This is a genomic window from Kineococcus sp. GCM10028916 (assembly GCF_042674865.1).
In the GTDB taxonomy this organism is placed as follows: Bacteria; Actinomycetota; Actinomycetes; order Actinomycetales; family Kineococcaceae; genus Kineococcus.
In genome coordinates this window covers 1-20,620 of the sequence record NZ_JBHTFM010000018.1, presented here as the reverse complement: position 1 = coordinate 20,620, position 20,620 = coordinate 1, and the positions used below count along the sequence as shown (strand labels likewise).

The 20,620-nt window shown below is 73.8% G+C and carries 17 protein-coding genes; 9 read left to right on the top strand and 8 right to left on the bottom strand.

Translation table 11 applies throughout. The annotated features are described in order from the left end of the window. Positions 1-6: 6 nt before the first annotated feature. Genes ACFQ46_RS19055 through ACFQ46_RS19045 form a run of 3 tightly spaced genes read right to left on the bottom strand, consistent with a single transcriptional unit; the run spans position 7 to position 2,977 of the window. Positions 7-909, bottom strand: a complete 903-nt coding sequence (locus tag ACFQ46_RS19055; protein WP_380261019.1) for a type II secretion system F family protein — start codon at positions 907-909, stop codon at positions 7-9. Continuing rightward, positions 906-1,760: a type II secretion system F family protein gene (locus ACFQ46_RS19050; protein ID WP_380261017.1), complete on the bottom strand. Its 855-nt coding sequence runs from the start codon at positions 1,758-1,760 to the stop codon at positions 906-908. Before ACFQ46_RS19050 ends, ACFQ46_RS19055 begins: the two co-directional genes overlap by 4 nt. Then, positions 1,760-2,977 (bottom strand): CpaF family protein, encoded by a 1,218-nt coding sequence (locus ACFQ46_RS19045; RefSeq protein ID WP_380261539.1) that lies wholly within the window; start codon positions 2,975-2,977, stop codon positions 1,760-1,762. The genes ACFQ46_RS19050 and ACFQ46_RS19045 overlap by 1 nt, the downstream gene beginning before the upstream one ends. Positions 2,978-3,145: 168 nt before the next feature. On the opposite strand from ACFQ46_RS19045, the gene ACFQ46_RS19040 reads away from it, so the two are divergent. The 4 genes from ACFQ46_RS19040 to ACFQ46_RS19025 all read left to right on the top strand — a co-directional run bounded on the left by ACFQ46_RS19040 (position 3,146) and on the right by ACFQ46_RS19025 (position 9,126). Then, positions 3,146-7,168: an FtsK/SpoIIIE domain-containing protein gene (locus tag ACFQ46_RS19040; protein ID WP_380261015.1), complete on the top strand. Its 4,023-nt coding sequence runs from the start codon at positions 3,146-3,148 to the stop codon at positions 7,166-7,168. Beyond that, positions 7,165-7,683, top strand: coding sequence for a GNAT family N-acetyltransferase (locus tag ACFQ46_RS19035; protein WP_380261013.1), 519 nt, complete (start codon positions 7,165-7,167; stop codon positions 7,681-7,683). Before ACFQ46_RS19040 ends, ACFQ46_RS19035 begins: the two co-directional genes overlap by 4 nt. A gap of 112 nt (positions 7,684-7,795) precedes the next feature. Further along, complete coding sequence (locus tag ACFQ46_RS19030) at positions 7,796-8,215, top strand: ATP-binding protein (protein WP_328296269.1); 420 nt, start codon at positions 7,796-7,798, stop codon at positions 8,213-8,215. 38 nt (positions 8,216-8,253) lie between these two features. Beyond that, positions 8,254-9,126, top strand: coding sequence for a SigB/SigF/SigG family RNA polymerase sigma factor (locus ACFQ46_RS19025; RefSeq protein WP_380261011.1), 873 nt, complete (start codon positions 8,254-8,256; stop codon positions 9,124-9,126). A gap of 16 nt (positions 9,127-9,142) precedes the next feature. On the opposite strand, the gene ACFQ46_RS19020 is transcribed toward ACFQ46_RS19025, so the two are convergent. Beyond that, positions 9,143-9,550: a hypothetical protein gene (locus ACFQ46_RS19020; RefSeq protein WP_380261009.1), complete on the bottom strand. Its 408-nt coding sequence runs from the start codon at positions 9,548-9,550 to the stop codon at positions 9,143-9,145. A 374-nt stretch (positions 9,551-9,924) separates the two neighbouring features. Here ACFQ46_RS19020 and ACFQ46_RS19015 point away from each other — a divergent pair, with 374 nt between their 5' ends. Further along, positions 9,925-10,173 carry a WhiB family transcriptional regulator gene (locus ACFQ46_RS19015; protein WP_012086460.1) on the top strand — a complete coding sequence of 83 codons (249 nt, stop codon included), beginning with the start codon at positions 9,925-9,927 and terminating at the stop codon, positions 10,171-10,173. Between the two features lie 81 nt (positions 10,174-10,254). Here the strand turns inward: ACFQ46_RS19015 and ACFQ46_RS19010 are convergent, their stop codons facing one another. Next, positions 10,255-11,757, bottom strand: coding sequence for a histidine kinase N-terminal domain-containing protein (locus ACFQ46_RS19010; protein ID WP_328296268.1), 1,503 nt, complete (start codon positions 11,755-11,757; stop codon positions 10,255-10,257). Between the two features lie 46 nt (positions 11,758-11,803). Further along, positions 11,804-16,726, bottom strand: a complete 4,923-nt coding sequence (locus ACFQ46_RS19005) for an NAD-glutamate dehydrogenase (protein WP_380261007.1) — start codon at positions 16,724-16,726, stop codon at positions 11,804-11,806. Between the two features lie 112 nt (positions 16,727-16,838). Here ACFQ46_RS19005 and ACFQ46_RS19000 point away from each other — a divergent pair, with 112 nt between their 5' ends. Genes ACFQ46_RS19000 through ACFQ46_RS18990 form a run of 3 tightly spaced genes read left to right on the top strand, consistent with a single transcriptional unit; the run spans position 16,839 to position 17,775 of the window. Beyond that, on the top strand, positions 16,839-17,006 hold the full coding sequence (locus tag ACFQ46_RS19000) for a hypothetical protein (RefSeq protein ID WP_328294991.1): 168 nt from the start codon (positions 16,839-16,841) through the stop codon (positions 17,004-17,006). Continuing rightward, positions 17,003-17,275: a hypothetical protein gene (locus ACFQ46_RS18995; RefSeq protein ID WP_380261005.1), complete on the top strand. Its 273-nt coding sequence runs from the start codon at positions 17,003-17,005 to the stop codon at positions 17,273-17,275. Before ACFQ46_RS19000 ends, ACFQ46_RS18995 begins: the two co-directional genes overlap by 4 nt. 2 nt (positions 17,276-17,277) lie before the next feature. After that, positions 17,278-17,775 (top strand): DUF2505 domain-containing protein, encoded by a 498-nt coding sequence (locus ACFQ46_RS18990; protein WP_380261003.1) that lies wholly within the window; start codon positions 17,278-17,280, stop codon positions 17,773-17,775. A gap of 13 nt (positions 17,776-17,788) precedes the next feature. Here ACFQ46_RS18990 and ACFQ46_RS18985 read toward each other — a convergent pair whose 3' ends face one another. Together ACFQ46_RS18985 and ACFQ46_RS18980 are read right to left on the bottom strand one after the other, a co-directional pair. Further along, positions 17,789-18,316, bottom strand: coding sequence for a DUF6912 family protein (locus tag ACFQ46_RS18985; protein ID WP_380261001.1), 528 nt, complete (start codon positions 18,314-18,316; stop codon positions 17,789-17,791). Positions 18,317-18,321: 5 nt separating this feature from the next. Further along, positions 18,322-19,230: a hypothetical protein gene (locus ACFQ46_RS18980; RefSeq protein ID WP_380260999.1), complete on the bottom strand. Its 909-nt coding sequence runs from the start codon at positions 19,228-19,230 to the stop codon at positions 18,322-18,324. Positions 19,231-19,359: 129 nt separating this feature from the next. Between ACFQ46_RS18980 and ACFQ46_RS18975 the strand changes: the two genes are divergently transcribed. Further along, complete coding sequence (locus ACFQ46_RS18975) at positions 19,360-20,544, top strand: hypothetical protein (RefSeq protein ID WP_380260997.1); 1,185 nt, start codon at positions 19,360-19,362, stop codon at positions 20,542-20,544. Positions 20,545-20,620 lie beyond the last annotated feature (76 nt).

Below are 20,620 nucleotides of genomic sequence, written 5' to 3'. Positions count from 1 at the left end.
GGGGTGTCAGCCGAGCTGCAGCTGGGCCAGGCCGGGGTAGACCGCGAAGAGCACGGTGACGGGCAGGACACCGAAGACGACGGGAACCATCATCTGGACCTCCTTGCGACCGCCGCTCTCGATGAGTCGGCGTCGCTCGGCCTCGCGGGCGTCGCCCGCCTGGGCGCGCAGCACCTCGGCCAACGGGCTGCCCGCCTCGACGGCCACGGCGATCCCGTCGACGAACCGGGTGAAGGGCGCGACGCCCCACCGCCCGGCGAGGTCCAGCAGCGCGTCCAGCAGCGGCGTCCCGGTGCGGACCCGGCCCAGGCTGTGCCGCAGGTGGGCGCACAACGGGCCGTTCCCGGCCGCCACACGCTCCAGCGCACCGGCGACGTTCTCCCCCGCCCCCACGGAGAGGGCGAGCAGTTCCGCGACGTCGGGCAGGTCCGCCGCGATCTCCGCCCGCCGGACCCGGACGCGACGGGCCAGGAGTTCCCCCCGGGCCAGGGCGCCGGCGAACCCACCCGCCACCACGAACGCCACGACCGTGACCGGGGTCGACCCGCCGGCCAGGAATCCCGCAGGCACCGCCGACACGACCCCGGCGACCGAGAAGAGGACCTGTTCCGCGCGGTGCTGCGCGACCGCGGCCTCCAGCCCGGACACCCCGCCGGAACCAGGGTCGAGGGACGGGTCCAGGACCGCCAGTCGTTCGGCGACGACCCGCCCCGACCCCAACCGCGCGCCCACCGCGGACCCGAAGCCCCGCAACGGGTCCACCCACCACGACGCCCGGTGGGCCTGGGCTGCGCCGAGGTAGGGGCCGACACGGGCCTCGATCCCCGGCGAACGGTTCCACGGCGCGGCGTGCAGGAGCACGAGGAAACCCGTCCCGGCCAGCAGCCCGAGCAGGATCCCGACGTTCACGACAGCACCCGTCGCGTCGTGGGCAGGCGGCCCAGGCGGGACATCGCCGCGTAGGAACCCGCGGAGACGACCGTTCCCACCAGCAGCACCAGGGCCCCGGCCGAGGAGTCGAAGGCCTCCAGGGTTCCCGGGCGGGTGGCCAGCAGCGCCAGGACGATCCACGGAGCGGCGACGGCGAGCCGCGCCGCCGACACCGTCCAGCTCTGACGGGCCAGGAGTTCGCCGCGGGTGCGCTGGTCCTCGCGCAGGTACCCGGACAACGTCCGCAGCGTGGTGCCGAGGTCGCTGCCGCCGACCTGTCGGGTCATCCGCAGGGTGGCGGCGAGCCGGTCGAACACCGGGTCGGCGAGTTCCTCCTGCAACCGGCGGAGTTCGGTGTCGAAGGCACCGCTGGCGCGGTGGCCGGCGGCGAAGCGCGCGAAGGCCGGTCGCAGCGACTGCGGCCCCCGGCTCGCGAGACCGCAGACGGCCTCGGGCAGGGACGACCCCGCCCGCACCGCCGAGGCGAGGGTGTCGACGACGTCCGGCCACTGCGCGGCGGTGTCCTCGCGGCGTCGCCGGACGCGCTGCCGCAGACCGAGCACGGGCAGGGCGGCGGCGGCGCACCCCGCGGCGGCGCCGAGGATCAGGGCCCCGCTCGACCCGGTCACCACCACCGCGCCCAGCACCCCCGCGAGCAGGCACGCCGCGGGCAGCACGGGGACGGGAACCTCCCGCCACCCCGCGGCGTCCAGGAGTTCGCGGACGCGGGAGGTGCGGCGGGCAGCGGTGCGGGGCGGCCGTTCCCAGCAGGACCACCACGCGCAGAACAACCCGACGCCGAACACCACGCCGACGCCGACGCCGTCCATCAGGACCCACCCGCCAGCAACGCGGTCAGGTCGAAACCCGCGCGCACGAACCGGTCGCGGTGCGGCGGCCACCCCGTCGCCCGGACGAGGGTACCGTCACGGGTGACGAAGACCTCCGCGGTCTCGACGACGCCACCCTCGGTGCGACCCGTGACGGCCAGGACCTCCCGCACCCGCCGCCGCCCGTCGACGTCGAGTTCCGCGTGCACGACGAGGTCGAGGCTCGCCGCCACCGCGGGGACGACGAAACCGCTCGTCACGTTCTCCCCGGCCAGCAGCGGCAACGTGCACATCTTGGCGACGGCGTCGGCGGCGGAGTTCGCGTGGATCGTCGCGGCCCCCGGCAGGCCGCTGTTCAGCGCGATGAGCAGGTCGAGGCTCTCGGCCTGGCGCACCTCCCCCACGACGAGCCGGTCCGGGCGCATCCGCAGCGCCTCCTTCACCAGGCGCCGCAGCGGGATCTCCCCGCGCCCCTCGAGGTTCGGCTGGCGGCACTGCATCGCGACGACGTCGCGCGCGGCGAGTTGCAGTTCGAAGACCTCCTCGCAGGTGATGACCCGCTGGTTCGCCGGTACGGCGCTGAGCAGGCAGTTCAGGAGCGTCGTCTTGCCGGCCTGGGTCGCGCCGGAGACCAGGAGGTTCAACCCGGAGGTGACGGCCGCGGCGAGGAACGCGGCGGCCGGGGCCGTCAGCGAACCGAGGGTCACCAGGTCGTCGAGGCGGCGGGCCCGGGCGACGAACCGCCGCACGTTCACCGCCCAGTGCCGACGGGTGACGTCGGGGATGACGACGTGGACCCGGGAACCGTCGGGCAGCGAGGCGTCGACGAACGGGCTCGAGAGGTCCACCCGACGGCCGGTGCTGGCCAGCATGCGCTCGACGAGTTCGGCGACGGTGTCCTCGTCGAGGATGGTGGTCGTGAGTTCGGAGACCCCGCCGCGGGCCACGAACACCTTCCCGGGTTCGTTGATCCAGATCTCCTCGACCTCGGGGTCGTCGAAGTAGCGCTGCAGCGGGCCGAAACCCGACACCGCGGCCACCACTGCACGCACGGCCTGGTCGCGGTCGTCGAGGCCCGGCAGGGAACCGTCGAGGGAACGCAGGTCGTAGTCGAGCACGACGCCGTCGACGAGGGCCCGCAGTTCCGCGGGGTCGCCCCGGAAACTGCCCGCCGCGATCCGGCGGCGCACCAGCGTGCGCACCTCGTCCTCGACCATCCGCACCGCGTCCACGTCCACCCCCTGGTTCTCGGTCCCCGGTTCTCGTCCGGAGACGGTAGGGCAGCAGGGCCGTGTGGCGTTCGGGTGATGTGGACAACTCCCGGCACGACCCTCGGCCCTGTGGACGACGGCCGGGGTCCTCGGGCGGCGTGCCACGATCCCGGCGTGCCGTTCCGGATGACCGTCCTGGGCGCCGACGTGGAGATCGACCCCTCGGTCGAGGACCCCGCCGGTGTCACGCTGGCGGCTGCCCGCGAACTCCTCGAACCCCTGACCGGGCCCTGGCCCTCGGGGTGGGAGGAGGAGTGGCGGGTGGACGGGGAACTCGTCGCCGGCGCGGTCCTCGGCCGACCGCCGCTGGTGGCCGGAGTCCGGGTTCCCGCCGTCGACGAGGCCCACCAGGTCGGCGGGGCGGAACTCGCGCTGCACGTCGTCGCCGGACCCGAGGCCGGTCGGACGTCGGGCCTGGGAACCGGCACCCACCGCGTGGGTCGCCGCGGGGAACCGGGGACCGCACTCGGTCTCGACGACCCCTCGGTGTCGCGCGTCCACGCGGAACTCACCGTGCACGACGACGGAACCGTGACGGTGCGCGACACCGGCTCGCTCAACGGAACCGCGTTGCTCCACGCGAGCGGCCGGGAGACCCTGCGCGGCTCGCGTCGGGTGCCGTTGCCCGTCCGTCTGACGCTCGGTGGTTCCGTGCTCGAACTCGCCCCGACCCCGGTGCGTCCCGCGGGGGTCCGTGCCGACGGTCAGGGCCGTCTCCGGTTGAACCGGCCGCCGCGACTGCTCCCGCCGGCGCCCAGCCACGTGCTGCGCTGGCCCGCGGAAGCGCCGAGCGCAGAGGCCCCGGAACTCCCCGTCCTCGCCCTGCTGGTGCCCTTGGCCCTCGCGGGTGTCCTGGCACTGCTCTGGAGCCCGCTGTCCCTGCTGCTGGGCCTGGCCTCCCCCGTGCTCGTCGGGGGGCAGTGGTGGACCCAGCGCCGTCGGCACACGGCCACCACCCGCCGTCGGGCCGTGGAACTGCGGGCCGCCCGGGAACTGGTCACCGCCACCCGCCGCTCGGCGCTCACCGCCGAGCACGACCGGGCCCACGAGTTCGCTCCGGACGCGGCGAGGCTGCTGGTCGAGGTCCTCCGCCGCGGCGAGGGCCTGTTCGCGCGTTCGCCGGAGCACCCCGACCACCTGCACGTCCGGTTCGGGCTCGGTGACCGCCCGTCCGCAGCGGTCGAGGTGCGCGGGGAACGCCCCGACGCCGAGGTGCCGGAGGTGCTGCTGCGCGACGTCCCGGTGGGGGTCGCGCTCACCGCGGGGCCGCTCGGGCTGGCCGGACCCCGTCCCGCCCTGCTGCGCACGGCCCGGTTCGTGGTCGGCCAGCTCGCGGGGTGGCACTCGCCGGCGACCCTGCGCCTCGCCGTGGCCGGGTCCCCGGAGGACTGGTCGTGGAGCGCCTGGCTGCCGCACCTGCTCACCCCCGACCTCACCCCCGGTCACGTCCTCGCCACCGCCGCGCGCGAGCTGGCCCAGCGCCGGGCCGGTACGCGGGGCGGTCGGGAGCAGTGGCGCGGCGGGAGCCACCTGGTGCTCGTGCTCGACGACGCGCCCCGGTGGCGGCCGGACCCGCGACTGGCCGACCTGCTCGACGACGGGCCCCGGTACGGCGTGCACGTGGTCTGCCTGGCCGACGACGTCTCCGAGCTGCCCGCGGAGTGCCGTTCCGTCGTCGACCTCGCAGCGACCCCGGCCCGGCTCGTCACCGGCACCGGGTCGAGCCGCTTCCGTCCCGACGGGGTGGGCGTGGACTGGTCGGAGCGGCTGGCCCGCGGACTGGCCCCCCTGCGCGACGCCGGGACGACGGCGGGGACCGCGACCCCCGGTGACGTGCGGCTCACCGACCTCCTGGGTCCCGCGAGCGCGGAGGACCTCGCCCGGTCCTGGCGGGAGGTGGCCCCGGGGCTCCCGGCGGTCCTCGGCGTGGGCGGGCAGGGTGTCTGCCGGGTCGACCTCGCCGCGGACGGTCCGCACACGCTCGTCGCCGGCACGACGGGCGCGGGCAAGTCCGTGCTGCTGCGGACCCTCGTCGCCGGGTTGTGCGCGGGCTCACCGCCCGAGGCCGTCCAGCTGGTCCTCGTCGACTACAAGGGTGGAGCGGCGTTCGGTGACTGCGTGCGGTTGCCGCACGTCGCCGGGGTCGTCACCGACCTCGACGACCAGCTCGCCGCGCGGGTGCTGCGCAGCCTGCGCGCCGAGGTCCGCCGCCGCGAGGAGGTCCTGGCCGCCGCGGGCGCCGCCGACGTGCGCGACCTGGCGCCGGGACGGCTCCCGCGCCTGGTCGTCGTCGTCGACGAGTTCCGGGTGCTGAGCCAGGAGCTGCCCGACTTCGTCGACGGTCTCGTGCGGTTGGCCGCCGTCGGTCGGTCGCTGGGCATCCACCTGGTCCTGGCGACCCAGCGGCCCGCGGGGGTGGTCAGCCCGGAGATCCGTGCGAACACCAACCTGCGGATCGCCCTGCGCGTGCAGGACCGGGCCGACGCCGAGGACGTCGTGGGCGATCCGTCCCCGGCCTCCTTCAGCGACCGGGTCCCCGGGCGCGCCGTCCTGCGCCGGGGCAGCGAAGGGCTGGAGACGTTCCAGACCGCGCGGCTGTCGGGTCCGCGCCCCCGCGTGGGCCTGCAGGTCCGGACCCCGGGGACGGTGGAGGCGGGCGAGGAGGTCGACGACCTCCCCGGCCTGGTGGACGCGGTCCGCGCGGCCGCCGCCGACCGGACGGTGCCCGCCTCCCCCTGGCTGGCGCCGCTGCCCGACGTCCTGGGCTCCGACGACGTCCCGCCGTCCGGTGGGAGCGTCCTGACCTGGGGACGGCTCGACCTGCCGGACAGCCAGCGTCAGGAGAGCGCCGGCTGGGACCTCGCGACCGGGGACCACCTGCTCGTCGTCGGCGGGATCCGTTCGGGCCGCACGACGCTGCTGCGGCGCCTGGTCACGGCGGCCGGTCGCGGCGGGGCCGCGGATCCCCTGGAGGTGCACGTGCTGGACGCCGGCGGCGGGTTCGCCGACCTCGCCGGCCGGGGTCGGGTCGGGTCGGTGGTGGGCCCGAGCGAGGTGTGGCGGGCCGGGCGCTTGCTGCTGCGGTTGCAGGGCGAGGTCGAGCGGCGGCGTGCGTCGGGCTGGGCCGGTGAGCCGTTCCTGCTGCTCGCCGTCGACGGCTGGGAGGCCTGGGTGAACGCCCTCGGCGCGGCGGACCCGGCCGCCGGTCCGGAGGCGCTGCTGCGGCTGCTCCGGGAGGCCTCCGGCGTCGGCGTCCGGATCGTCGTGGGCGCGGACCGGCAGGCGCTGACGGGTCCCGTGGCGGGCACCTGCGGTCAGGTCGTGCTGCTGCGCCTGCCGGACCGCAGCGACGCCGCGCTGCTCGGTGTGCGCGCTGCCGAGGTGCCGCGGCAGGCCCCACCGGGGCGGGGTCTGCTGGTCGTCGACGGTCGCGCGCAGGAGGTGCAGGTCGCCCTGCCCTTCGCGCCGGGTGCGCTCGGCGGGCGCGACGCGGTGGCCCCCCTCCCCGCGGTGGTGCGCCTCGACGACGTCGTCGTGGCCGGCCGGGACGGGCTCCCGTTGGGGCGTGGCAGTGACGACGCCCGCGTGGTGCGGGTCGACCCGCGGGAGGCCGTCCTGGTCTGCGGTCCACCGGGCAGCGGACGCACGTCCGCACTGCGGGCGCTGGCCGGGGCCGAGACCGTCGCGGGCGGCACGGTGTGCTGGGCCCGCGAGGTCGACGCGGAGGCTCTCGGCGCCGCTCTCGCGGGTGACGCCCTCGTCCTCGTCGACGACGTCTCCCGCCCCCTGCCGCCGGCGTCGGAGGACGTGCTGGTGGCTGCCCTGACCCGCGACGGCAGGGCACGGGTGGTGCTCGCGGGGGACGGCGCGGAGGTGGCCGGGGCCTTCCGCGGTCTGGCCGCCGCGGCACGGACGGCCGCCCGGACCACGGTGCTGCTGGGCCGCGGCGGGACGGTGCCCGCGGAGGTCGTCTCGCGGCGCCCGGTCGTGGCTCCCGGGCCGGGCGTGGGAGCGGGCTTCGTGGTGCGTGACGGGCAGTGGACGAGCGTGCGCGTCGCCACCCCCGTCGAGCACCTGGACGAGGGCCCCGAGGTGGGCCCGGAACGCCGTGACGGTTGCCTTACGGTGAGTGGGTGAGTGACGCCTCCCCCACCGCTTTCACCCTCCGCACCGCCGTCCCCGCCGACGGCGCGAGCATCGCCGAGATGGTTCGCGAGCTCGCCGAGTACGAGAAGGAGCCGGAGGCCGCGACAGCGCGGGCCGAGGACTTCGCCCGCGCGCTGGAGCCGGGCACGGGGATCGGCTGCGTGCTGGCCGAGGTGGAGGTCGACGGCGTCGTCCGGGTCGCCGGGATGGCCCTCTGGTACACGACGTTCTCGACCTGGCTGGGCCGGCAGGGGATGTGGCTGGAGGACCTGTTCGTCCGGCCCGAGCACCGACGGTCCGGGATCGGTCGGGCGTTCTTCGGCGAGCTGGGGCGCATCTGCGCCGACCGCGGCCTCGGGCGCCTGGAGTTCTGGGTGCTGGACTGGAACACCCCGGCCCACGGCTTCTACCGGACGCTCGGGGCGACCCCCGAGGAGGACTGGACCGTGTGGCGCCTCGATGGGGACCGGCTGGACGCGTTGGCGACAGCCTCCGACCGGAAGTGACCCACAGTGCGCGGCGGTCTACGGTGAGCATCTGCCAAGCTGCTGTGTGCGACACCCGCACCCGGCCCCGAGAGGACGTCAACCCGTGTCCACCCCCACGACCGGAGACCCGGTGAGCACCCCGGACCCGGACGCAGCGACCGATCTGGTGGAACTGCGGGTACCGGCGGACCCGGCCTACCTGACCGTGGTCCGCACGGCGAGCGCCGGCCTGGCCGCGCGGCTCGACCTGACCCTCGACGAGATCGAGGACCTGCGCATCGCCGTGGACGAGGCCTGCACCCTGCTCCTGGGCTCCGCCCCCGACGACGAGGAACTGGTCGCGACCTTCCGGCTCGGCGAGGGCAGCCTCGAGGTCGAGGTCCGCGGCCCGGCCCGGGAACTGCCCGAGCGTTCCAGCTTCGCCTGGGCCGTGCTGGAGGCCCTGGTCGGCGAGGTCTTCACCGGAACGTCCTCCACCGGGGCCTGGATCGTGTTGCGGCACAGCAAGACCAGCGGCGCCCAGGCGAGCCTGGCGGCGGGGGTCGGGTGAACCGGACGCCGCCGCGCCCCCGTGCGCGTGACGTCCCGGTGGCGCGCACGCACGCGCACGGTGACCCTGAGGTCATCGATCCGCGCAGCAGAGCCGACGAAGACACCGACGGCCGCCCTGCGGACGTCCCGCAGCCGCCCGTCGCGGCGCCGCTCGACCTGCCGTCCTCCCGCGACGTGGAGGACGCCCCGCTGCTGTCCCGGATGGCCTCCCTCCCGATCGGGGACCCCGAGCGGATCCGCCTGCGCGACGACCTCACCCGCCGCCACCTCCCTCTGGCCGAGCACCTCGCCGCGCGCTTCCTCGGCCGCGGCGAACCGCAGGACGACCTCGTGCAGGTCGCCACCATCGGGCTCCTGAAGGCCCTCGACCGCTTCGACCCGACCCGAGGCGTCCCCTTCGGCGCCTACGCCGTGCCGACCATGCTCGGCGAGATCAAACGTCACTTCCGCGACCGCGGGTGGGCGATGCGCGTCCCCCGCCGCATCCAGGAGGCCGGACGGGCGCTCGGCGACGCGCGCGAGGCGCTCACCCACGAACTCGGTCGGGCACCGACCATCGCCGAGCTGGCCGAACGCACCGGCTACGACGCCGAGGACGTCGTCGACGTCCTAGAGTCCGCGAACGCCTACTCGACGTTGCCCCTGGACACCGGCTCCCCGACGTCCCCCGTCGCCTCCCTCGGTGCCGACGACGACGCCTTGCAGAACGTCGAGAACCGCGAGGCGCTGCGCCCGCTGCTGGCCGGTCTGGCGGCACGGGAACGCCGGATCCTGGCGCTGCGCTTCGTGCGCGGGATGTCGCAGTCGCAGATCGCGGCCGAGATCGGCATCTCCCAGATGCACGTGTCGCGGTTGCTGACCCGGACCCTCGCCGAGCTGCGCGAGGGCCTCGGTGACGAGACGGACTGACCCGGGTGCGTGCGGGTCAGCGCGAGACCTGCGCGGAGATCGAGGGCACGAACAGCCCGACGAGCACCACGACGGCCGGCACGACCAGGACGACTCCCACCCACGGTGATCCCCCGCTGAACGCGGGGACGCCCGCGGCCAGTTCGAGCAGCTGCCACACCACGACCGGGGAACGCGCCCAGGTCGCGCGGTGCAGGAGGCCCCACCCGCAGAAGCCGACGCCCACCGCGAAGATCAGCGCCATCACGACCATCGCGATCGCCGCGATCGGCGCGGCGGCGTCCTCGACGAGCAGTCCGTGCAGCAGGTAGACCGCAGCCCCCACGAGGATCAGCGCCTCGACGAGCACGAGGGCCGCGACGAGCGTCAGCAGTGGTGAACGGCGCGAGGTGGGCGCAGGGTGGGAGGACGAACCGGGGGGCACGAGGAGAACGCTACGGCGTGCCCCTGAGCACCGTCCCCCCTCGGGGGGCCACCGCTACGGCGTGTCGCGGTAGCTCGAGCGGGGATCGGGGATTACCGGGAGGGGTCATCCGTGTTACGTCCATGTGACGAAGCCGACACGCTTCCTCCACGAACGGCCCGGCTGTACCTCTTGTGGGAAGCGCCGCGGGATGTGACATTAGATCCCAACGCGATCCCCGACACACGTCGCACCTGGTTCACACCGACCAGTGCGGCTGCGTCCCGGCACCGCCGGCGCTGCCGGTGCTCAGGGATCACGCGTGTCCAACTCGTCACCACGACACGGGCCCGCGCGTACTGAGACCGCAACCGCTGAGAAGGAGTGGAATCCCCATGGACTGGCGCCACCGCGCTGCCTGCCTCGACGAAGACCCCGAACTGTTCTTCCCCATCGGGAACACGGGTCCGGCGATCCTCCAGATCGAAGAGGCCAAAGCTGTCTGCCGTCGTTGCGACGTCGTCGACTCCTGCCTGAAGTGGGCACTGGAGACCGGCCAGGACGCCGGCGTCTGGGGCGGTATGAGCGAGGACGAACGCCGCGCGCTCAAGCGCCGCGCCGCCCGCGCCCGCCGCGCGAGCTGACCTCAGCTCCACCCCCACCTCGAGCAGCCCCGGGATCCACGAGGTCCCGGGGCTGTTCGACGTCCGGTCAGCGATGTCCGGTCAGTTGCGGACGGAGCCGATCTGGCTGGCGTCGCGACGCACCCGCAGATCCAGGCGAACCTCGGTCCCGCCGGTGTCGCTCGACCCGAACTCCATGCGCCCCCTCAGTTCGCCGGCCACCAGCGACCGCACGATCTGGGTCCCCAGACCCGAGCTGCCCGCCTGGAAGTCCTCGGGCAGCCCGATCCCGTCGTCGCTGACGACGACCGCGAGCCGGTCGTCGTCGGTGTGCTCGACCCGCACCACGACCGTCCCGGCCCGGTCGGAGCCGAACCCGTGCTCGACGGCGTTGGTGACGAGTTCGGTGAGGACGAGGGCCAGCGCCGTGGCGTCCTCCTGCCGCAACTCCCCGAACTTCCCCTCGCGGACGGTGCGGACGCGTTCGGCGTTCTCCATCGCGACCTCGGCGGCCATCATCAGGCAGCGGTCGAGGACCTGGTCGAAGTCGACGTTCTCGTCGATCCCCTGCGACAACGTCTCGTGCACGGTCGCGATCGTCGAGACGCGACGCATCGCCTCCTGCAGGGCCGAACGTCCCTCCTCGGAGACGATCCGGCGGGCCTGCAGACGCAGCAGGGCGGCCACCGTCTGCAGGTTGTTCTTCACCCGGTGGTGGACCTCGCGGATGGTGGCGTCCTTCGTCATGAGTTCACGCTCACGACGACGGAGTTCGGACACGTCGCGGACCAGCAGCAGCGCCGCCATCCGGGTCGCCGTGCCGTTCTCCTTGCGGGTCAACGGGATGGCCCGCATCGACAGGGTCGCGGCATCGGTCTCAAGATCGGTGCGCCAGGGCGCGCGACCGGTCACGACCAGCGGCAGCGACTCGTCGACGGGCAGGTGGCTCGCCGCCAGCGAACTCGAGATCTCGGCGAGGTTCGCCCCGACGAGTTCCCCGATGAGGCCCGCCCGGTGGAAGGCGGAGAGCGCGTTCGGGCTGGCGTAGGTCACGACGCCCTCGGAGTCGAGGCGCAACATCCCGTCCCCCACCCGGGGAGCGCCGCGCCGGGGCCCGGTCGGCGCCGCCGTCTGCGGGAAGTCACCCGCGGCGATCATCCGCGTGAGGTCGTCGGCGCACTTGACGTAGTTGAGTTCCAACCGGCTCGGGGTCCGCGAGGTCGCCAGGTTGGTGTGGCGGGCCAGCACCCCGAGGACGACCCCCTCGCGGACGACGGGGATCGTCTCCTCGCGGACGGGGACGTCGTCGTCCCACTCCGGGTCCCGACCGCGCAGGCTGCGCGCCTCGTCGAACGTCGTGTCGACCTGCGGGCGGCGGCCCCGCTCCAGGACCGCGCCCACGACGTCGTCGTAGTGCACGGTCGGTCCCGTCGTGGGCCGGCAGTGCGCCACGGCGACGAAGTGCTGCCGGTCCGCCGAGGGGACCCACAGCACCAGGTCGGCGAAGGACAGGTCCGAGATGAGCTGCCAGTCGCCGACCAGCAGGCGCAACCACTCCGCCTCGGCGCCTTCGACGGCGGTCTCCGAGTGCAGCAGGTCAGACATGGTCGGCACCCTGTGAGCCTACGGCTCGCCCGGCGCAGCGGACCGGTCAGCCCGCACGGAGCACGGTCCGCAGCGTCCGCAGCCCCACGGAGAGCGCCGCGAGGTCCCCGGCACCCGGCTCCCCCTCGAGGTCCCCCATCGTCTGCCGGGCCCGTCGCACCGCCGGCGCGTGCGCGGTCTCCCACGCCTCGACGGCCGCGGCCGGGTCGAGCTCGTCCCCCGCACCGGCGTGGGCGACGACGGCGGCCGTGAGGTCGCGCAGCGCGGAGTAGAGGTCGTCGCGCAGCGCGGCCCGCGCGAGCGACTGCCAGCGGTCCGCCCGCGGCAGGGCCGCGATCCCGTCGAGCATCGCTTCGATGCCGTAGCGGTGCGAGAGCTCGTACCAGGTGGCGGCGATCTCCTCGACGGCCCGCCCGGACGCCTCGGCGACCTCCACGACGTCCAGCAACGGGTACGTCGCCAGCAGCGACGCCGTGCGGCGGGCCTCGCCCTCCTCGATCCCGCGCTCGGTGAACCAGGCGGTCTCGGCGTCGGTCGCCTCGGCGTCCACGCCGCGCATGAACGTGGCGATCTGCGGCGTGAGCCGCGCCACCGCCGGACCGAACCGCGCGATCTCGGCCGGCACGTCGATCCCCTCCGGCCGGGCGTGCAGCAGCCACCGCACCGAACGGTCCAGCAGCCGCTGGTGCTCCTGGCGCATCCGCGACTGCACGTGGGCCTCGACGGTGCCGTCCAGGGCCTCGACCGCGGCAGCGCGCTCGAGCAGCCCGAACACCAGGGTCGCGACGACGAACGCCCGCACGACGTCGGCCGGGTCGCAGCCCGTCTCCTCCGCCGCCCGGAAGGCGAACGTCAACCCGCCGGTGCCGACGACGTGGTTCACCAGCACCGTCGTCGCGATCTCCCGACGCAGCGGGTGGTCGGCCAGGTGGTCGCCGAAACGTTTCCGCAGCTCCGCCGGGAAGTACCCCTTGAGGGTCTCCGCCACCCAGGGCTCGTCGGGCAGAGCACTGGCCAGGACGTCGCGACCGAGACTGATCTTGGCGTGCGCGACGAGGACGGAGAGTTCGGGCATGGTGAGCCCGGCACCGTCGCGGGCGCGCCGGTCCAGTTCCGTCGGCGACGGCAGCGCCTCCAGCCGCCGGTCGATGTCCCCGTTGCGCTGCAGCGTGTCGAGGAACCGTCGGTGCGCCGGGAGCAGCCCGGCCGCGAAGGTCCCCTCGACGCTCAGGACGACGTTCTGGTCGTAGTTGTCGCGCAGCACGAGACGGCCGACCTCGTCGGTCATCCGCAGCAGGGTGTCGTTGCGGTCACCCGGTTCGAGTTCCCCCTGCGTGACGAGGTGGTCGAGGAGGATCTTGATGTTGACCTCGTGGTCGCTGCAGTCGACGCCGGCGGAGTTGTCGATGGCGTCGGTGTTGAGCTTGACACCCGCTCCCCCGCGGCCCTGCAGGGCGGCCTCGATGCGACCGCGCTGGGTCAGCCCGAGGTTCCCACCCTCGCCGACGACCCTGACCCGCAGGTCGCGACCGTCGATGCGGATGGCGTCGTTCGCCTTGTCGCCCACGTCCGGGTGCGACTCCGTCGACGCCTTGACGTAGGTGCCGATCCCGCCGTTCCAGAACAGGTCCACCGGGGCCGCGAGCACGGCCTTGAGCAGTTCGACCGGGGACATCGAGTGCGTTCCGGGTTCCAGGCCGAGGGCCTGCGCGACCTGCGGGCTGACCGGGACCGACTTGGCCGTCCGCGGGTACACCCCACCACCGGCGGAGATCAGCGAGGTGTCGTAGTCGGCCCACGACGAACGCGGCAACGCGAACAACCGGGCCCGCTCGGCGTGCGCGGCAACGGGTTCGGGATCGGGGTCGAGGAACACGTGGCGGTGGTCGAACGCGGCGACCAGCCGGATCCGGTCCGAGAGCAGCATCCCGTTGCCGAAGACGTCGCCGCTCATGTCGCCGACGCCGACGACGCTGAACTCCTGGGTCTGGGTGTCGTGCCCGAGTTCGCGGAAGTGGCGACGGACGCTCTCCCACGCGCCGCGGGCCGTGATGCCCATGGCCTTGTGGTCGTAGCCCACCGACCCGCCCGAGGCGAACGCGTCCCCGAGCCAGAACCCCCGGGAGACCGCGATCTCGTTGGCGATGTCGGAGAACGTGGCCGTCCCCTTGTCGGCCGCCACCACCAGGTAGGAGTCGTCGCCGTCGTAGCGCACGACGTCCAGGGGGGGAACCGTCGTGCGTCGACCCTCGACGATCCGCAGGTCGTCGGTGATGTCCAGCAACCCCGAGATGAACGTCCTGTACGACGCGATCCCCTCGGCCCACCAGGCGTCGCGGTCCACCGACGGGTCGGGGAGCTGCTTGGCGACGAAACCGCCCTTGGCCCCCGTGGGGACGATGACGGCGTTCTTCACGATCTGCGCCTTGACCAGCCCCAGCACCTCGGTGCGGAAGTCCTCGCGGCGGTCCGACCAGCGCAACCCGCCCCGGGCGACCTCGCCGAAACGCAGGTGGACGCCCTCGACGCGCGGGGAGTAGACCCAGACCTCGGCGTGCGGGGCGGGTTCCGGCATCCCGGCGACGAGGCGCGGCGACAACTTGAACGACAGGTGGTCGTGGGCCTGCCCGTCCGATGCGTGCTGGTAGGCGTTGGTCCGCACGATCGCCTGCACGACGGAGAGCAGGGCGCGCAGGATGCGGTCGGCGTCCAGTCCGTCGACCTCGTCGAGAGCGCCGTGGGTCTCCTCCACCAGCGCGTCGACGAGCTCGGCGCGTTCGTCCTCGTGACCGTGCCGGGTCGGCGCGAACCGCGCCTCGAACAACCGCACGATGAGCCGGGTCAGCCCGACGTTGGCCAGCAGGCAGTTGGCCACGTAGTCGAGCGAGTACGCCAGACCGACCTGGCGCAGGTAGCGCACCAGCGCCCGCAGGATGGAGACCTGGCGCCAGTCCAGCTGCCCCGCCAGGACGAGGCGGGCCAGGGCGTCGCTCTCGGCCTTCCCCGTCCAGGCCGCGGCGAAGGCGTCGCAGAAGCGCTTCCTGGCGGCGGCCGGGTCGGCGTCGAGCTGCCAGACGTCGACGGGCAGGCGCAGCCCGACGTCGTCGATGTGAACGGTGCGGTCGTCGTCGCGGTGCACGACGTGCGGCCGCTCGTCGGTCACCTCGACCCCGAGGTCGGTCAGGACGGGCAGGACCGCGCTCAACGTGACGGGAACGGTCCGGTAGCTGGTGAAGCGCCAGGTGCGGGGCTGTTCGGGATCGTCGCGCAGGTCGAGGACGGGCACCTCCCCGCCGGCGTCGAGGAGTTCACCGGCCCGGGCGAGGTCGCGCACCGCGCGTTCGGCATCGACCGCGGCCCGGTAACCGTTGGGGATGCCCGCCACCCAGCGACGCACCAGCGCCGCCGAGGCGCGGTCCCCGAGCTGGACGCGGGCGGCGTCGGCGAGGTCGTCGTCCCAGGACCGGGCGACGCGGGCGACGTCGGTCTCGAGGCGGGACACGTCGACGTCGCTGAGTTCCTCGCCCGGCCGGGCCCGCACCACGATGTGCAGCCGGGCCAGCACCGACTCCGAGACGCGCAACGTCGACTCGACGGAACCGCCGTCGAACGCCTCCTTGAGCGAGGCCTCGATCCGGGCCCCCACCCGGGTCGTGTAGCGGTCGCGGGGCAGGTAGACCAGGCAGGACATGAACCGGCGGTAGTCGTCGCGGCGCAGGAACAGGCGCGTGCGACGACGCTCCTGCAACCGCAGCACGGCGAGGGCCGTGCGCAGGATGGAGTCGACGTCGGACTGCAGGAGCTCGTCGCGGGGGAAGGTCTCGAGGATGCTCAGCAGGTCCTTGGCGGAGTGCCCGCTGGAGCCGAAACCGGCGCGCTGCAGCACGTCGGTGACCTTCTCGGCCACGACGGGGACGCGCTTCACCGAGTCGGTGTAGGCGACGGACGTGAAGAGCCCGAGGAAGCGGCGCTCCCCCGTCACCCGTCCCTGGTCGTCGAAGGTCTTGATCCCGACGTAGTCCAGGAACGCGGGTCGGTGCACCGTCGCCTTGGCGTTGGCCTTGGTGACGACGAGCACCTGCGCTTCGGTCGCCTTGTCGCGCACCGGACCCGACAGCGTCCGCTCACGTCCGCCGGAACGCCCGGGCCGATCGGCGAGGACCCCGAGTCCGGTCCCGGGACGGGCGGCGAGGACGACGTCGTCGCCGGACGTCCGCAGGTCGTACTCCCGGTAGCCGAGGAACGTGAAGCGGTCGTCGGCCATCCAGCGGAGGAACCGTTCGGTGACGCGCAGTTCCGCGTCGCTCACCCCACGGGGCGGATCGATCTGCAGCTCGTCGGCGATCTGCAACGCCCTGGCGCGCATGGGCTGCCAGCCGTTGACCGCCGCCCGGACGTCGTCCAGCACGTGGGTCAGCTCGGTCAGCAGCTCCGCGTCGGCCTCGTGGCCGCCGTGCCCGTCGACCTCGATCCGGATCCAAGACTCCGCCGGCTCCGAGGGCGGCGCGGTGTCGAGGTCGTGCAGGTCCATGAGGGTGCCGTCGTCGGAACGCTTCGCGGCGAGGCGCGGGTGCACCATCAGGTGGATCCCCCGTCCCAGCCGCGTCAACGCCGCCGTGAGGCTGTCCACCAGGAACGGCATGTCGTCGGTGACCACCTCGACGGTGGAGCGGCCGGACCCCGCACCGGACTCGGTGCCGTCGACGACGCGCACCAGCGTCGTGCCCGCTGGACGCCGTTCCCCGCTGCGCACGTGCGAGGCCACCGCGGCCAGCAGTTCGGCAGGTTGGTGGTCGGCGAGGTCGTCGACGGACGTGTGGGCGTAGTAGTCCAGCAACAACCGTTCCGGCGCGCTGCCGTCGCGCAACGACGCCGGCAGGCCGTCACCCCACGACGTGTCGCGGACGGCGACAGCGGCTCGCACGAGCTCGCGGACGGTGCTGGCGGGGGCCGAGGTGGAGGCGGGCATCACTGCTCCGATTCGCGGGTGGATACGCAGCAGCAGCCTAGTGGTGATCTCCGCGATCGTGCGGCGGGCCCGGGTCGCGGACTGCTCGCGGGCCGCGCAATAGAGTGTTCGCGTGCCGATCACCAGCGAGCCGATCACCGGCCCGAGCGCCCCGCCGGCCGAACGCGCCGCGCTGGCCCGCGAGCTGGCTGCCACCGACGTCGATCTGCACGACCCGACCGCCGCGTCGGCCGTGGAGGAACTGGTGGCAGCCGTCCACGACCTCCTCTCGCGCCCGTGACCGTCGTCGACCTCGTCGGTCCCAGCCGCGGCGACGTCACCGGGCTCGCCGCCCTCGCCGCCCGGTTGCGGCGGGCGTCCACGGCTCTGACCGCCGCGGACGACGTCGCCGCCGTCCTGGCCGCAGCCCGGGCGGTGGACCTCGCCGCGGACCGGCTCCGGGCCTTTCCGTCACCGCCCGGCGCAGACGCCGTCCTCGAGGTCGAGCGAGCCCTGGTCGGCGACCTGGGTGCCCCGCTCGCCGTCCTGACCCGTGAAGGGAACCGCTGAAGGTGTCCACGAACTTCTCCGAACGCTCGGAGTTCACCGCCGCACCCGGCGCCGTGTGGGCCGTCCTCACCGACCCGGCCTTCCTCGTCGCCCGGGCCGAACGCACCGGCGCGCTGACCCACGAGGAATCCGTCACGGACGACGCGGGGACGACCGTCGTGACGACGTCGCGCAGCGTGGGCACCGACCGGCTCCCCCAGGCCGCGTCGCGCTTCCTCGGGACCACGGCCGTGGTCGACCAGGTCGAGCGCTGGGCACCGGCCGGCTCCGACGGCTCCCGCCGGGGACAGCTGACCCTGACCGTCCGTGCCGCCCCCGTGGAGCTGACGGCGACCGTCGTCCTCGCTCCCGTCGCCGCCGGCAGCGTCCACGAGCTGACCGGGTCGTTGAGCGTCCGGGTCCCGTTGCTGGGCGGGACGGTGGAGAAAGCAGCACTCCCGGGCCTGCTCGACCTCGTGCGTTCCGAGGTCGAACTGGCCCGGGAGTGGCTGTCCCGCTGAGCCCGTCGGTCGGTCAGGGACCGACCGCGAGCAGCACCGGCAGTTCACCGGCGTCGTACCAGAGCAGGTCGTGACCCTCGCACGCCTCGACGGCGAACTGAGCCTCCTCGTCACCGGCGTCGGCGGCGGGCAGGGCGGCCACCGCCGCTCGGACGTCGGCCTCCGCCTCCGCGTCGTCGACGTGCAGGCTGGCCAGCGCGTCGAGCGTCAGCGCGACGTTCACCGTGACCTGGGAACGCTCCGGCGCTGACCACCCGGCGTCGGAGCTCGCCTCGACGTCACCATCGGTGACGTCGAGGGCGAGCACGACCCGTCGCGGTGGCGCCTCGGTGCCCTGCGCCAACAGACGGACCGACTGCTCCGCCGCGTCCGACATGGCCACGTACTCCAGCTCCTCCTCGAGGTCACGAGGATCGGCGTCGGCGTAGAAGTCGCGCAGGGTGCGGGTGACCGCGTGCACCACGGCGGGGGCCGGGGCGAGGAGCCCCGATCCGGCCACCCGCGTCAGCTCCGACAGGGTCGTCGGCCAGTACACCCGCATGCTGCTCAGTCCTCGCTCTTCACGTCGTCGGACTCGTCGTCGTCGGACTCGTCGTCGTCGGACTCGTCGTCGTCGGACTCGTCGTCGTCGGACTCGTCGTCGTCGGACTCGTCGTCGTCGGACTCGTCGTCGTCGGACTCGTCGTTGTCAGAGGTCGCAGAGGCCGTCGCCACGTCGTCGTCCTCGAACTCCTCGTCGAAGACGATGCCGTCGAGTTCGTCGAGACGTTCAGAGGCATCGGTCTCGCCATCGGTGTCGGCCTCGGCGGCGCGCACGAGCCATTCCCGAGCGTCGGCCTGACGGCCGACGGAGATGAGCGCGTCGGCGTAGGCGTACCAGAGCCGGGCACGCCAGGTGGCGCGGCTGTTGGTACGCAGCTGCGGCACCTGCAACGAGACGACGGCCGCATCGTGCTGGCCGAGGTCGTGACGAGCGCCGGCGGCGACGATCAACATCTCGACCTTCGCCTCGGTCTCGAGGGCGGCGGCCTCAGGCGAGGTCGCGAGGTCGAGGGCACGCTCGGGGCGGCCGAGGCCGCGTTCGCAGTCGGCCATGAGAGGCAGGTAGCTGTCGTCCCCGGTCATGCGACGCACGGTCCGGAGCTCGGACAGGGCTTCACGGAAGTGACCGGCCTTGTAGGCGGCGATGGCAGCAGCCTCACGCACGGCGGCGATGCGCCCACCGCGACGCTGCGCGGCCTGGGCGTGCTGCCACGCCAGCTCGGGATCGACGTCGACGAACCGACCGCTGGCCACGAGGTGCTTCGCGACGATGTCGGCGTTCTCGGAGGTCAACCCCGAGAGCGAGTGCCGGACGTCGGGTGCGAGTTCCTTGCCGGTGACGTCGTCCGGGAGCCGCGGGCCGGTCGGGCGCTCGGGACGGTCCTCACGCGGACGGTCCGCACCAGGACGCACGGGTCCACGCTCGCTGCGACGGGGACGCTCGTCGCCACGCGTGGGTCGACCACCGCCGGACGAACGGTTCTCCTCGCGGCGGGGACGGTCGTCACGCTGGGGACGGCTGGTGCCGGCACCGGCGGAACGTTGCCCGTCGCGCGGCGGTCGCTGGTCACGGTCCCCACGGAACGCAGGCCGGTCGCCGTCACGACGGGGACGGTCATCGCGCTGGGGACGGCTGGTGCCGGCACCGGCGGAACGTTGCCCGTCGCGCGGCGGTCGCTGGTCGCGGTCACCGCGAGTGGGACGTCCACTGCGTTCGTCGCTACGGAAGTCGTTGCGCTGCGGGCGGTCCGACCGGAAAGCCGGTCGATCGCCGTCACGAGGAGGGCGGTCATCGCGCTGCGGTCGACTGGTACCGCCGCCGTAGGAACGTTCACCGTCGCGGGCGGGACGCTGCTCGCGGTCACCGCGGAAGGGAGGACGGTCCCCGTCACGACGAGGACGGTCGTCACGCTGGGGACGGCTGGTACCGCCGCCGTAGGAACGTTCACCGTCGCGGGCCGGTCGCTGCTCGCGGTCACCGCGGAAGGGAGGACGGTCCCCGTCACGACGAGGACGGTCATCACGCTGCGGGCGGCTACCCGCGCCGTAAGAACGCGCACCGTCGCGCTGGGGACGGTCATCGCGCTGCGGGCGACTGGTACCGCCGCCGTAGGAACGTTCACCGTCGCGGGCCGGTCGCTGCTCGCGGTCACCGCGGAAGGGAGGACGGTCCCCGTCACGACGAGGGCGGTCGTCACGCTGCGGGCGAGTGCTGCCACCGCCGTAGGAACGTTCGCCGTCGCGGGCGGGGCGCTGGTCGCGCTCCCCGCGGAAGGGGGGACGGTCGCCGTCACGCTGGGGGCGGCTCGTGCCACCACCGTAAGAACGTTCACCGTTGCGGAAGTCGTTGCGCTGCGGACGATCCGGGCGCGAGGCCCCGTCGCGGACAGGACGCCCGGGCCGCTGGTCATCGCTGGGCGTCGACCGACGCGGACGGTCACCCCACTCGCGGCGTTCACCACGTTCTTGGCCAGCCTCACCGGAGGTCGGACCACTTCGACGAGGACCACCCGTGGCGGGTCGAAACCCACCTCCGCTGCGGGGAGCGCCGGCGCGTGCGCCGCGCTGACCGCCGCCGGCTGGTCGCCGGTCGCCACCGTCGCGACCTCGTGCACCAGATTCAGCCATGCCGATCTCCCACCCACCCGCGTCGAACGCGGAGTCCTCGTCACTGTTCACATTGAGCTCGAACTTCAGAGCGGTCCAGCGTCTCACGTTTCACGTTGAGGCTGGACATGCGTGTGGGGAGCAGCCCCCCGAAAAGGGCTACTCCCCACACGATCCCACCACAAAAGGTGAGTGG

Excerpts from the sequence above, each read along its gene's own strand:
- ACFQ46_RS19015 (WP_012086460.1), top strand. The coding sequence starts at position 9,925 with ATGGACTGGCGCCACCGCGCTGCCTGCCTCGACGAAGACCCCGAACTG.
- ACFQ46_RS19010 (WP_328296268.1), bottom strand. The coding sequence starts at position 11,757 with ATGTCTGACCTGCTGCACTCGGAGACCGCCGTCGAAGGCGCCGAGGCG.
- ACFQ46_RS18985 (WP_380261001.1), bottom strand. The coding sequence starts at position 18,316 with ATGCGGGTGTACTGGCCGACGACCCTGTCGGAGCTGACGCGGGTGGCC.
- ACFQ46_RS19005 (WP_380261007.1), bottom strand. The coding sequence starts at position 16,726 with ATGCCCGCCTCCACCTCGGCCCCCGCCAGCACCGTCCGCGAGCTCGTG.
- ACFQ46_RS19050 (WP_380261017.1), bottom strand. The coding sequence starts at position 1,760 with ATGGACGGCGTCGGCGTCGGCGTGGTGTTCGGCGTCGGGTTGTTCTGC.
- ACFQ46_RS19045 (WP_380261539.1), bottom strand. The coding sequence starts at position 2,977 with ATGGTCGAGGACGAGGTGCGCACGCTGGTGCGCCGCCGGATCGCGGCG.